The sequence below is a fragment of the Streptomyces sp. NPDC021212 genome, from assembly GCF_044332925.1.
Lineage (GTDB): Bacteria > Actinomycetota > Actinomycetes > Streptomycetales > Streptomycetaceae > Streptomyces.
In genome coordinates, this window is sequence record NZ_JBIRPZ010000007.1 from 26,094 (window position 1) to 38,908 (window position 12,815).

At 72.3% G+C, this 12,815-nt stretch carries 10 protein-coding genes; 2 read left to right on the forward strand and 8 right to left on the reverse strand.

What is annotated here, in order from left to right; genetic code table 11:
- Positions 1-39: 39 nt before the first annotated feature.
- From ACH4SI_RS19625 to ggt, 6 genes are all read right to left on the reverse strand, one after another.
- Entirely contained in the window at positions 40-1,041 is a 1,002-nt protein-coding gene (locus tag ACH4SI_RS19625) for a TIGR03842 family LLM class F420-dependent oxidoreductase (protein ID WP_398297189.1), read from the reverse strand.
- An 11-nt stretch (positions 1,042-1,052) separates the two neighbouring features.
- Positions 1,053-2,453 carry a dihydropyrimidinase gene (gene hydA, locus ACH4SI_RS19630; RefSeq protein ID WP_398297191.1) on the reverse strand — a complete coding sequence of 467 codons (1,401 nt, stop codon included), beginning with the start codon at positions 2,451-2,453 and terminating at the stop codon, positions 1,053-1,055.
- The gene (locus tag ACH4SI_RS19635; protein ID WP_398297193.1) at positions 2,453-3,763 is read right to left on the reverse strand and encodes an aspartate aminotransferase family protein; all 1,311 of its coding nucleotides are present in this window, start codon (positions 3,761-3,763) and stop codon (positions 2,453-2,455) included. The genes hydA and ACH4SI_RS19635 overlap by 1 nt, the downstream gene beginning before the upstream one ends.
- Positions 3,760-4,602 carry a nitrilase-related carbon-nitrogen hydrolase gene (locus ACH4SI_RS19640; protein WP_398297195.1) on the reverse strand — a complete coding sequence of 281 codons (843 nt, stop codon included), beginning with the start codon at positions 4,600-4,602 and terminating at the stop codon, positions 3,760-3,762. The genes ACH4SI_RS19635 and ACH4SI_RS19640 overlap by 4 nt, the downstream gene beginning before the upstream one ends.
- 196 nt (positions 4,603-4,798) lie before the next feature.
- On the reverse strand, positions 4,799-6,592 hold the full coding sequence (locus tag ACH4SI_RS19645) for a hypothetical protein (RefSeq protein WP_398297197.1): 1,794 nt from the start codon (positions 6,590-6,592) through the stop codon (positions 4,799-4,801).
- 177 nt (positions 6,593-6,769) lie between these two features.
- Entirely contained in the window at positions 6,770-8,560 is a 1,791-nt protein-coding gene (gene ggt, locus ACH4SI_RS19650) for a gamma-glutamyltransferase (RefSeq protein WP_398297969.1), read from the reverse strand.
- A 215-nt stretch (positions 8,561-8,775) separates the two neighbouring features.
- On the opposite strand from ggt, the gene ACH4SI_RS19655 reads away from it, so the two are divergent.
- Both ACH4SI_RS19655 and ACH4SI_RS19660 read left to right on the forward strand, forming a co-directional pair.
- A complete protein-coding gene (locus ACH4SI_RS19655) occupies positions 8,776-9,525 on the forward strand; it encodes a hypothetical protein (RefSeq protein WP_398297199.1) in 750 nt (249 codons plus the stop codon).
- A 173-nt stretch (positions 9,526-9,698) separates the two neighbouring features.
- Positions 9,699-11,288, forward strand: a complete 1,590-nt coding sequence (locus ACH4SI_RS19660; protein WP_398297201.1) for an alpha/beta fold hydrolase — start codon at positions 9,699-9,701, stop codon at positions 11,286-11,288.
- A 3-nt stretch (positions 11,289-11,291) separates the two neighbouring features.
- Here ACH4SI_RS19660 and ACH4SI_RS19665 read toward each other — a convergent pair whose 3' ends face one another.
- Together ACH4SI_RS19665 and ACH4SI_RS19670 are read right to left on the reverse strand one after the other, a co-directional pair.
- Entirely contained in the window at positions 11,292-12,155 is an 864-nt protein-coding gene (locus ACH4SI_RS19665) for an amino acid ABC transporter permease (protein ID WP_398297203.1), read from the reverse strand.
- On the reverse strand, positions 12,152-12,796 hold the full coding sequence (locus tag ACH4SI_RS19670; protein ID WP_398297205.1) for an amino acid ABC transporter permease: 645 nt from the start codon (positions 12,794-12,796) through the stop codon (positions 12,152-12,154). The genes ACH4SI_RS19665 and ACH4SI_RS19670 overlap by 4 nt, the downstream gene beginning before the upstream one ends.
- Positions 12,797-12,815: the final 19 nt, after the last annotated feature.

Consider the following 12,815-nt stretch of genomic DNA (forward strand, 5'->3'; position numbering starts at 1 on the left):
CAAGCAAGAAGCATGCACGAAGAGATCCGATGACTGATGCTATCCGTTCAGCGCCGGGATGACCTCGGACCCGTACGCGTCGATCGTCCGCTCCTTCGCGTCGTGCATCGCGTACACCGCGAACTGGTCCACGCCGAGACCCCGTAGCGTGCGCAGCTTTTCCACGTGGGCCTCCGCCGGACCCAGCAGGCAGAAGCGGTCGACGATGTCGTCCGGGACGAAGGCCGTGTCCGGGTTTCCGGTGCGGCCGTGGTGGCTGTAGTCGTAGCCCTGGCGCTGGGCGATGTACGCGGTGAGGGATTCGGGGATGGCGCCGGAGTGTTCGCCGTAGCGGGAGACCAGGTCGGCGACGTGGTTGCCGACCATGCCACCGAACCAGCGGCACTGCTCGCGCGCGTACGCCAGGTCGTCCCCGATGTACGCGGGCGCGGCGACGCAGACGGTGATCGCGTCCGGGTCGCGGCCGGCGTCGGCCGCGGCGGCGCGGACCGCGTGGACCATCCACTCCGTCAGGAACGGGTCGGCCAGCTGGAGGATGAAGCCGTCGGCCTTGCGGCCCGCGAGAGCGAGGGCCTTGGGCCCGTACGCGGCCATCCAGACCGGCAGCCGGCCGTCCTTGACCCAGGGGAGGCGCATCCGGCCGCCGTCCACCTCGGCCTCCCGGCCCTCCGCCAGGTCGCGGATGGCGTCGATGGCCTCGCCCAGCCGGGCGAGGGTGTTCGGTCTGCGGCCGGCGACCCGCATGGCGGAGTCGCCGCGGCCGATGCCGCACACGGTGCGGTTGCCGTACATGTCGTTGAGGGTGGCGAAGGTGGAGGCCGTCACCTCCCAGGTGCGGGTGCCGGGGTTGGTGACCATGGGGCCGACGATCAGCCGCTCGGTGTGTTCCAGGATGCGGCTGTAGATGACGAACGGCTCCTGCCAGAGCACGGCGGAGTCGAAGGTCCAGCCGTAGCGGAAGCCGTTGCGCTCAGCACGGCGCATCAGGTCGACGACGTCCGACGCGGGCGGATCGGTCTGCAGCACGAGTCCGAAGTCCATGGCCTGGCCTCCTAGTCGAGATACTGACAGGTCGAGCGGCGGACGAACCGGCCGTGGCCGGCGCGGCCGGTGTAGGCGTGCCCGTCGATGACCGGGAGGCCGCGCGAGAGCACGGTCTCGACCTGACCGGTGATCCGCTTGCCCTCGTAGGCCGAGTAGTCGACGTTCATGTGGTGGGTCTCGGCGGAGAGGGTCTGCTGGGCGGCCGGGTCGTAGATGACGATGTCGGCGTCCGAGCCGGGCGCGATGGTGCCCTTCCGGGGGTAGAGGCCGAACATCCGGGCCGGGGTGGCGCAGGCGATCTCGATCCAGCGGCGGCGGGTGATGTGGCCGTCCACGACGCCCTGGTGCAGGAGGTCCATGCGGTTCTCCACGCCCGGCATCCCGTTGGGGATCTTGGAGAAGTCGCCGCGGCCCATCTCCTTCTGGCCGGTGAAGCAGAACGGGCAGTGGTCGGTGGAGACGACCTGGAGGTCGTTGGTCCGCAGCCCCCGCCACAGCGCCGCCTGGTGTTCCCGCGGCCGCAGCGGTGTCGAGCAGACGTACTTGGCGCCCTCGAAGTCCGGCTCGGCGAGGTTGTCGGTGGACAGGAACAGATACTGCGGACACGTCTCGCCGAAGACCGGCAGCCCCTTGTCCCGCGCCCGCGTCAGCTCCGCGACGGCCTCCTCCGCCGACACGTGGACGACGTACAGCGGCGCCCCGGCCACCCGGGCCAGCTGGATGGCGCGGTGGGTGGCCTCGGATTCCAGCAGCGCCTTGCGGACCTCGCCGTGGTAGCGGGGGTCGGTCCTGCCCTCGGCGAGGGCCTGTTCGACCAGCACGTCGATGGCGATGCCGTTCTCGGCGTGCATCATGATGAGCCCGCCGTTGGCGGCGCCGCGCTGCATGGCGCGCAGGATCTGCCCGTCGTCGCTGTAGAAGACGCCGGGATAGGCCATGAAGAGCTTGAACGAGGTCACGCCCTCGTCCACGAGGTGGTCCATCTCCTTCAGGGAGCCCTCGTCGACGTCGGAGAGGATCATGTGGAAGGCGTAGTCGATCGCGCAGTTGCCGCCCGCCTTCAGATGCCAGGCGTCCAGGCCCTCCCGCAGGGCGTGCCCCTTGGTCTGGATGGCGAAGTCCACGATGGTGGTCGTGCCGCCCCAGGCCGCGGCCCGGGTGCCGGTCTCGAAGGTGTCGGCGGCGAAGGTGCCGCCGAACGGCATCTCCATGTGGGTGTGCGGATCGACGCCGCCCGGGATGACGTACTTGCCGGTCGCGTCGATCGTACGGTCGGCCGTCCAGCCGCGCGCGACGTCGCTGTCGGACGCGGCCAGCGCCACCACCCGCTCGTCCTCGACCAGGACGTCGGCGTGGGTCTCCTCGGCGGCGGTGATGACGAGCCCGCCGCGGATCACGGTACGAGGCATCAGCCCGCACTCCTTCCCGACTGGGTAGTGCTCAGGGCGGCTTCGAGGATGTCCGCGCCCTCCTCCGCCTCCGCCACGGTGAGGCTCAGCGGCGGGGCGATGCGCAGGACTCTGCTGTCGTGGGCGCCGCCCTTGCCGAGGAGCAGCCCGCGCTCGCGGGCGGCCTCCAGGACGGCCGAGGCGGCCTCGGGCGCCGGGTCGCCGGTGCCCGGCTCGACCAGTTCGACGCCGATCATCAGCCCGCGGCCGCGTACTTCGCGTACCGCGTCGAGCCCGGCGCAGGCCGCGCGCAGCCGCTCGATGAGCAGTCCGCCGACGCGGCGGGCGTTGCCCTGGAGGTCGTGTTCGACGAGATGGTTGAGGTTGGCGAGGCCGGCGGCCATGGTGACCGGGCTGCCGCCGAAGGTGGAGATGGAGTTGGCACCCAGGCAGTTCATGACCTCCGCGCGGGCCACGACCCCGCCGATCGACATGCCGTTGCCGATGCCCTTGGCGAAGGTGAGGAGGTCCGGCGGGCCCGCGGCGTCGTGCGCCTGCCAGCCCCAGAAGTGGTCGCCGGTGCGGCCCCAGCCGGTCTGCACCTCGTCGGTGATCCACAGGATGCCGTGCCGGTCCAGTACCTCGCGGAAGGCGGCGAACAGCCCGTCGGGCGGGGAGGTGAAGCCGCCCACGCCCTGGATGGGTTCGGCGATCAGCGCGGCGACGTTGCCGTGCGCCTGGCCGAGGATGTCTTCGAGGTCGGCCACGCACGCGGCGATGAACTCGCCGTCCGACAGCCCGGCGAACGGCCCCCGGCCCCGCACCCCGCCGTGCACATACAGCGTCTGGAGCGGGGAGATGCTGGTCGGCGACCAGGAGCGGTTGCCCGTGATGCCGACCGTCGAGAACGACCGGCCGTGGTAGCTGTTGCGCAGCGCCAGGACCTGGTTGGAGCGGCGGTACGTGGTGGCGAGCAGCAGCGCCGTGTCGTTGGCCTCGGTGCCGGAGGTGGTGAAGAAGACCCGGGCGTCGGGAATGCCGGACAGCCGCGCGACGCGCTCGGCGAGGTCGACCATCGGGCGGTCGAGGTAGAGCGTGGAGCTGTGCAGGATCCGGCCCGCCTGCTCGGTGATGGCCTTGGTGACCTCGGGGAGCGCGTGGGCGGTCATCGTGGTGAGGATGCCGCCGAAGAAGTCGAGGTAGCGGTTGCCGTCCGCGTCCCAGACGTGGCGTCCTTCGCCGTGGGTGATCTCGAGGGGCCGCTGGTAGTAGAGCGCCAGCCAGTCCGGGAGGACGGCCCGGTGGCGTGCGTACAGGTCCTCGCCGGTCATGGCTTCACCAGCCCGTCGTAGGCGTCGGGGCGTCGGTCCCGGTAGAAGGCCCACTGCTGCCGCACCTCGTCGACGAGGCCGAAGTCGAGGTCGCGGACGACCAGCTCCTCGTCCTTGTCGCTGGCCACGTCGCCGACGAACTGGCCGCGCGGGTCCACGAAGTAGCTGGTGCCGTAGAAGTCGTTGTCCCCGTACTCCTCGGTGCCGACGCGGTTGATCGCCGCGATGAAGTACTCGTTGGCGACCGCAGACGCGGGCTGCTCCAGCTGCCACAGGTGCGACGACAGCCCGCGGGAGGTGGCCGACGGGTTGTAGACGAGCTGCGCACCGGCCAGCCCGAGCGCGCGCCAGCCCTCCGGGAAGTGGCGGTCGTAGCAGATGTAGACGCCGACCTTGCCGACAGCGGTGTCGAACACCGGCCAGCCCAGGTTGCCGGGCTTGAAGTAGTACTTCTCCCAGAACCCCTTGAGCTGGGGAATGTGGTGCTTGCGGTACTTGCCGAGGTAGGTGCCGTCGGCGTCGATCACGGCCGCGGTGTTGTAGTAGAAGCCGGACTGCTCGACCTCGTAGACCGGTACGACCATCACCATCTCGGTCTCCCGGGCCAGCTCCGCCATCCGCCGCACCGTCGGCCCGTCCGGGACCGGCTCCGCCCACCGGTAGTGCTCCGGCTCCTGCACCTGGCAGAAGTACGGGGCGTTGAACACCTCCTGGAAGCCGATCACCTTGGCCCCTTGGGCGGCCGCCTGCCGGGCGTAATCCTCATGCTTCGCGATCATCGATTCGGTGTCGCCGGTCCAGGTGCACTGGACGAGGGCGGCACGTACGACGTTGGCCATGATCAGCTCCTTCACAGCAGTGATCCGGGGGCCTACCCCCGTCGTCAACCTGTGTCTACGCACGTAGAATTTCGCTGTGGTGAAGAACGTAGAAGCGCACTCACCACTCTGGCAATACCGCCGCCGTTACTCAACGAGGACCATCGCTTTCCCTGCGATGTCGCGCGATGCCGTGTGATGTCGGGCCCGGGTGGGGTCAGCTCTGAATGCCCGCCATGCGGAGGGCGTGGGCGAGGTCGTGCTGACTGCCCGGGGACATCGCACTCGCCGCGTCCAGGAGCAGGGGCACCAGCGCGCCCGGGTCCTCGGCCGCCGCCTCGGCCACCTCGGCGGCCGTACGGGCCTGTATGAACGCCGTCAGCAGGAGCAGCACCTCCCGGTACCCGCCGTTCCCGAGCAGCGCGAGCGCGGTCCGCGCCACCTCGGCGACGGGCTGCGCGACGCTCTGCCGCAGGAGCCGCTCCCCGTCGGGCTCCCGGCCCGCCGCGATCAGGGCCTGCGCGGCGGCGGAGAGCTGCTCGGGCGGCAGGGAGGACATCTCCCACAGCAGCGTGGCCACGTCGGCGCCGAGCCCCGCGCGCTCCAGCTCGGTCGCCAGTACCGGCAGCCGCCCGGCGGGCCAGACGGCCGTCTCGCACAGCACGGCGTGCGCCTCCCCGCTGCGCCCCTCCGCCCGCAGCCGCCCCAGCCGCGCCACGGCCTCACCGGCCGCCTTCCGGGCCTCGGCCAGCTCCTGCCGCTCACTGATGGCCCGGGCCCGCTCCTCGGCCTCCCGCTCCCGCTTCCGCGCGCCGCCCCGCACCCCGGGGAAGCGGGCCCCGCGCGGGCGGCTCAGCGGTTCCGCGGCCGGGGACGCGGGCGGTGCGGGGTCCGGATCGCCCTCGTACGACGCCGCGAACCGCGCCCCGCGCGGCGCGGCCAGGCCCGAGGCCGACGGGTTCCGCAACCCACTCGCCGCCCGGGACGACCCCGCCGGGCCGGACGGCGGGCCCTCGTCACGCGGCGGCGGCTCTTCCGCGCGCGGGGGCGGGCCCTCGGCGCGGGGCGAGGGCCCCTCGGCGCGCGGGGGCGGCCCTTGCGCGCGCATCGACGGCCCGACGCCGGGGATCCGGGGCCCGGCCTCCCCCTCGCCCCACTGCCCCGCCGGGGGCGGTGCGCCGCCCGCCTGCGCCCCCGGGGCCGGTGGGCCGGCCGGGCCTCCGCCCGAAGGGACACCCCGCGGCCCCGTGGCCGCGGGGCCCTGCCCGCCACCCGCGTCCGCCAGTGGCGGCTGCCACGCCGGACCGGACGGGGCACCCTGCCCCGGGGCCGGGTGGCCACCAGCGGCCCCGGGCAGCGGGCCCGCACCCGGCGGGCCGGGACGGGCTCCGCCGGGCTGGGGGCGCTCGGCCGAGGGGTCCTGCGGACCTCCCGCGGCCCATGGCACGGGCGGCGGGTCCAGGGGGTCGGCGGCGCCCTGCGCCGACGCGCTCTCGCCCGTCGGGGCCGGGAGGGCGGCCAGGCGGGCGGTGAGTTCCTCGCAGCGGGCCGTGGCGCGGTGGTGGTCGTCCTGGGCCCAGGCCAGGGCCGCGTCTACCGGGTCGCCGTCCGGGGTGGTTTCGGCCCCGGCCCGCTGGGCCGCGAGGAGGTCGCGCTCGCGGTCGGCCGCGGCGAACTGTTCACGGTGCATCGCGGCCAGGCGGGTGAGGAGCGCCTCGCGGGTGCCGGGGGCCGCGTCGTGGGTGGTGATCGAGGCGCGGTACAGGGTGGCGGCGCGGGCCGCGGCCACGTTGGCCGTCCGGGCGCCGCGCTGGGCGGAGAGGTCCTGGAGGAGCGCTTGGACTACGTCCCACGGCGGGATCTCCAGGCCGTCGAGACACGCCCTCAGGCCCTCGGGGTCGCGCTGCGCGAAGACGGCGTACCAGCCCTGCTCCGGATCGATCCGCCGAGTCAACGCACGCAGATAGCTCGCGAACTCCTCGATCGCCGCCGGGAGTTGCCTGCCCGCCATCGCCACCCCCCGCATTCGACACCCCGCATGTTACGGACCAGGTGACCGGCGCGCTACGACCACTTTTCCGGATTCGCACCTGACGCACATGACGGGCAAGGTTGTACGGATTCCTGGGGGGATCCTACGGTGGCGGCCCGGCCGGGGCCCGACCGCCACCATGCCCCACGGGCCGGGTCAGCCGGCGGGCCTCACCACCATCGCCGAGCCGCCGCCCCGCCGCGTCGTCTCGGCCGCGGCCAGCCACCGGCCGTCGCCGAGCCGCTGGACGCCGGTCGCGGCCCCGATCTCGGGGTTCTCCTTGAAGGCGTGGCCCAGCTTCTCCAGCCGGGCCCGCTCCGGGCTGTTCCACAGCCCGGGCTCCAGCTCCGTCTGGGCGGCGTTGCGCTGGCTGGCGCGCGGTGCGGCGATCGCGTCGACCAGGGGCATGCCCCGGTCGAGGTGGTTCAGCAGGGTCTGCAGCACGGTGGTGATGATCGTGGCGCCGCCCGGTGAGCCGAGCGCCAGCACCGGCTTGTGGCCGTCGAGCACGATCGTCGGCGACATGGACGAGCGCGGCCGCTTGCCCGGACCCGGCAGGTTCGGGTCGTGGACGGCGGGGTCGGCGGGCGCGAAGGAGAAGTCGGTCAGCTCGTTGTTGAGCAGGAAGCCCCGGCCGGGGACGGTGATGCCGCTGCCGCCGGTCTGCTCGATGGTGAGGGTGTACGCGACGACGTTGCCCCACTTGTCGGCGGCCGTCAGATGCGTGGTGTTCTCACCCTCGTAGGTGGTGGGGGCGGCGTGTCCGCGCGTGTCGCAGGAGCCGGGGGCGCCCGGGTTCGTCGGGTCGCCGGGGGCGAGCGGGCTCTTCAGCGCCGTGTCGGGCTTGATGAGACAGGCCCGGGAGTCGGCGTACCGCTGCGAGGTGAGCGCCTTGGTCGGCACGTCCTCGGCGGCCGGGTCGCCGACCCAGCGGCCGCGGTCGGCGAAGGCTATCCGGGACGCCTCGATGTAGCGGTGCAGATAGTCGCGCTGGTCGAGCTTGGAGAGGTCGGTGCGCTCCAGGATGTTCAGCGCCTCGGCGACGCTGGTGCCGCCGGAGGACGAGGGCGCCATGCCGTACACGTCCAGGCCGCGGTAGGAGGTGCGGGTCGGGGCCTGCCGCTTCGTGCCGTACGCCCGCAGGTCCTCGGCCCGCAGATCGCCGGGCCGCACGACGCGCTGCGCCTTCGGGTCGACGGGGGGCTTGCGCACCGTGGAGACGATGTCGCGGCCCACCTCGCCCTTGTAGATCGCGCCGACGCCCTTCTTCGCGAGCAGGGCGTAGGTGCGGGCGAGATCCGGGTTGCGGAGGGTCGAGCCGACGGCCGGGGGCTTTCCGCCGGGCAGGAACAGCTCGGCAGTGGCCGGGAAGTCCTTGAAGCGGTCCTCGTTGTCGGCGGTCTGCTGGCGGAAGGTCCTGTCGACGGTGAAGCCGTCGCGGGCCAGCCGCTCGGCGGGCTTCAGCACCTGTCCGAGCGACCGGGTGCCCCAGTCCTCCAGGGCGTCCTGCCAGGTGGCCGCGGTGCCGGGGGTGCCGACGCTGAGCCCGCTGGTGACGGCGTCGCCGAACGGCAGCGGCTTGCCGTCCTTGCCCAGGAAGAGGTTCTTGTCCGCGCTGAGCGGGGCGGTCTCGCGGCCGTCCAGCGTGGAGACGGTGTGCCGCTTGGCGTTGTAGTAGACGAAGTATCCGCCGCCGCCGATGCCCGCCGAGTACGGCTCGGTGACCCCGAGCGCGGCCGCCGTCGCCACCGCCGCGTCCACCGCGTTGCCGCCGCGCCGCAGCACGTCGATGCCGGCCGCCGAGGCGTCCGGGTCCACGCTGGAGACCGCACCGCCGTAGCCGGTGGCCACGGGCGTCTTGGCGGGCGTACCGGAAGCGGGCGTGCTGCCGCTTGGTGCGGTGGCGGCCCGCGCACCGGCCGGGGCGATGCCGAGCACGGCGACCATTCCGACCGTGGCGGCGAACGCGGGCAGCGCCCGCCGTGCGGCCCGCGCCGTGGATCTGGTTGCTGCGGCTGGTCGTGCGGCGTGCCCCATCCGGACCTCCAAGCGGACGACAGAGAGAGCGGAGCCTACCCGTGATGCTCATGCTCACGACAGAGGGCGAGTGCCCTTCGGCCGTCACTCGAACACCGCTCGGATGGCAGCTACGATGCGCGGCCATGACAGACACCGTGCAGGACTTGATCGCTTCCGGAACGGCCCTGATCGTGGGGCTCGCACTCGGCTGGGCGGTGCACTCGGCGGCGACGCGCCGGGCGCGCGCCCGTGAGCAGCGCTTCTTCGGCCTGCCCGACGGCTCGGAATGTGTGCTGGTCACCCACCGGGACAGCACCTCGACACACTGGTCCATCCCGCGCCACGACGCCCTCGCGCTGCTCGGGATCGCCGCCGTCGTGGAGAGCTGCGGGGCACACGCCGAGGTGGCCCCGCACGACACGGGGCTCCAGGGTTTCGGGGCGCGCACCGAGTTCTGCGTCGGCGACCCGACCGCGCACCGCCGACTGGCCGCGCACATGACGAACCTGCTGCCGGGGGTGTCCGTGAACCCGGGCGACGAGTCCGGCGAGAACCGGGGCACCTTCACCATCGGCGGCACCGAGTACAGCGCGCAGCCCGGCGCGGTCGAGCACGTGCTCGTGGCCCGGCTGACGGCGAACGGCGGCGGCCGTCCCGTCTTCCTGGCGGCCGGGCAGCGCCCGGTCACCCACCGCGCCGCCGTACGCCATCTGGTGCGCAACCGCGCCAAGCTGGCGCGCAAGTACGGGCAGGGCTCGTTCTGCCTGCTGCTGAAGGTGGTCAACTCGAACGCGTACGGCCCGGATGTGGTCGAACTGATCGCGGACGTGACCAAGCAGGCCACCACGGCGAGCGGCAAGGCGTCCACGAAGACGCTCCTCAAGGAGGGGTGAGCGGGGGCCTATCGCATCGCGGACGATGCGCGGGGTCCCTGCGCCCGCATCGTTACCCAGGCGCAACTTACCGCACTATTACCACTGGTAACCAGCCGAGTTACCGTCAGGTCACTTAGGCCCGTCCCGGGCCTGCACCGGTGCTCCCCCCAGCCCCCACGTCTGGAGCCACAGTGACCCCTGCCCGCCGAGCGCTGCGCGCCACCGCCGCCGCCTCCCTTTCGGCGACCGTCCTGGCCGGTGCGACCTTCGTCCTCGCCCCCGCCTCCCAGGCCGCCCCCGCCACACCCGCGTCCGCCACCGCCGCCGACACCTCCGTACGGTTCGTCGACATCCCGGGCGACGGCGGCATCACCCTGGCCGCCAACGTCGTCGCCCCGGCGGACACCTCCGGCCGTCACCCCCTCGTCGTGCTGCCCACCAGCTGGTCCCTGCCACAGGTCGAATACCTGGCGCAGGCCAAGAAGCTCGCCGACTCCGGCTATGTGGTGGTCAGTTACAACACCCGCGGCTTCTGGCAGTCCGGCGGCCGGATCGAAACGGCCGGGCCGCCCGACGTCGCCGACGCCTCCAAGGTCATCGACTGGGCGCTGGCCAACACCGCCGCCGATCCCGACCACATCGGCATGGCGGGCGTGTCGTACGGCGCCGGGATCAGCCTGCTCGCCGCCGGATTCGACAAGCGCATCAAGGCGGTCGTCTCGATGAGCGGCTGGTCGGACCTGATCGGGTCCATCTACAGCGGCCGCACCCAGCACGCCCAGGCCGCCGGGCTGCTCGGCGGCGCGGGGGCGCTCACCGGCCGCCCCAGCGACGAATTCCAGCAGATCCTCAAGGACTTCCTCGGCTCCAACCTGGCCAAGGAACAGGACATGATCGAGTGGGGTCGCAAGCGCTCGGCGGCCACCTACCTCGACAAGATCAACGCCAATGGCGCGGCCATCATGCTGGGCAACGCCTGGGGCGACTCCATCTTCCCGCCCAACAGCTACGCCGACTTCTACGACAAGCTGACCGGCCCCAAGCGGCTGGAGTTCCGGCCGGGCGACCATGCGACCGCCGAGTTCGGCGGGCTCTTCGGGCTGCCGAACGACACCTGGGAGCACAGCCGGCAGTGGCTCGACCGCTACCTCAAGGGCGAGCGCAACGGCATCGACCGCGAGCAGCCGGTGCAGCTCATGTCCCGTACCGGCGGCGGCTACGAGGGCTACGCCAGCTGGTCCGCCGTACCCTCGGAGCGGCGCCGGGTGGCGCTCGACCGGGCCGAGACGGTCACCGCGAACCACGACTCGGGCGCCAACGCCGGGACTGTCATGCTGACCGGCGCGCTCGACCAGTTCCTCAAGCTCCCGCCGCTCGCCTCGATCCCGCTGCTGCCGCGCTCGTACGCCGCCGTCTGGCAGACCGGGGCGTACGCGACCGAGCAGCGCGTCCGCGGCACGGTGTCCCTGCACACCACCCTCACCAGCGACAAGGCCGACGGCACCGCGGTCGCCTACCTCTACGACGTGGGCCCGCTCGGCGTCGGCAAGCTCATCAGCAACGCGCCCGTCACCTTCCACGACCGCACCCCGGGCAAGCCGTTCCCCGTCGACCTGGACCTGTTCTCGACGGCGTACGACGTCCCGGCCGGGCACCGGCTCGCGCTGGTGGTCGACACCGTCGACCCGCTCTACATCGAGCACAACCCGGACGGCGCCCACCTCACGTTCTCCTCCCCGGAGGCCGACCCGTCGTATCTGTCGGTCCCGGTGCGCGACTAGGCCCTATCCGGCGGTGTCGCCCGGCAGCGGGGCCCCCGGGCCGGGCGGTGCCACCCGCACCTTCTCCGTCTTCACGCTGCGCCGCTGCCGCTTCGCGACCCAATTCGCGCACCACGACAGCAGCATGCACATCCCGATGTAGACCGGCGAGATGACCATCACGACGGGGATGAAGGGCAGGTCGTAGTCGAGGTTGGACGCGATGAGCTTGCCCGCGTGCAGGAACTCCTCGTAGGTGATGAGGAAGCCGAGCGAGGTGTCCTTCAGGGCCACCACCAGTTGGCTGATGATCGCGGGCAGCATCGCCCGTACCCCCTGGGGCACCAGGACGTACGTCATGACCTGCGTCTTGCGCATCCCCAGCGAGTACGCCGCCTCCCGCTGCCCGCGGTCCACCGCCGCCACGCCCGCGCGGAACACCTCGGCGAGCACCGAACCGTTGTAGAGGGTCAGGCCGGTGACCAGGGCGGTCAGCGGCTGCGCCTTCAGCGCCACGAAGACGAAGAAGATCATCACCAGGACGGGCATCGCGCGGAAGAACTCCACGACGAGCGTGGCCGGCCGGCGCACCGGGCGGTGCTCGGACAGCCGCCCGGCGGCCAGCACCCCGCCCAGCGCCAGCGAGAGGACGGCGGCGAGCCCGAACGCCTTGAGCGTGTTGACGAGCCCGCGCAGCAGCAGCTCCTGGATGCCCGCGTACTCGAAGGGCATCCACTTCCGGTACGCGAACTGACCCGTGTCGACAAGGAGAGAGATCACCCAGCCGATCAGGGCCAGCAGCGCCAGCGCGGCGATCAGCCCGTAGAGGCGGTGGCGACGGGCGGTGCGGGGCCCGGGGACGTCGTAGAGGACGGCGGTGGCGGTCAACGCGGCACTCCCCAGCGCTTCTCCAGCACGGTGAAGATCGCGCTGATGGTCAGGGTCACGAGCAGATAGCCCACGGCGATCCAGACGAAGGACCAGACGATGCTGTAGCCCATCTCGTTGAGCTGCTTGTAGGTGCCGAGCAGTTCGGTGACGCTGAACGACCCGGCGATGGCCGAGTTCTTGGCGAGCGCGATCAGCGTCGAGCCGATCGGCGGGATGACGGCGCGGAACGCCTGCGGCAGCACCACCGCCCCCAGCGTCTGCTCGAAGGTCATGCCCAGGCTGCGGGCGGCCTCGCCCTGCCCGACCGGCACCGTGTTGATGCCCGAGCGCACCGCCTCGCAGATGAACGCCGAGGTGTAGCAGCCGAGGGCGAGCACGGCGAAGGTGGTGAACGGCAGGATCAGCCCGAAGCGCGGCAGGCCCAGCATCACCGCGAAGAACAGCAGCGTCAGCGGGGTGTTGCGGAGCACCGTCACCCAGGCGGTGCCGAAGGCGCGCAGGGAGGCGACCGGCGCGACCCGGAAGGCGGCCATCAGGACGCCGAGCGCGAGGGCGAGCAGCGAGGCGTAGACGGTCAGCTCGACGGTGCCGAGCAGACCGCGGCCGTAGAGCGCGAAGTTTTCGGTGAGCACGTCCATATGAGCACGTCCATAAGCG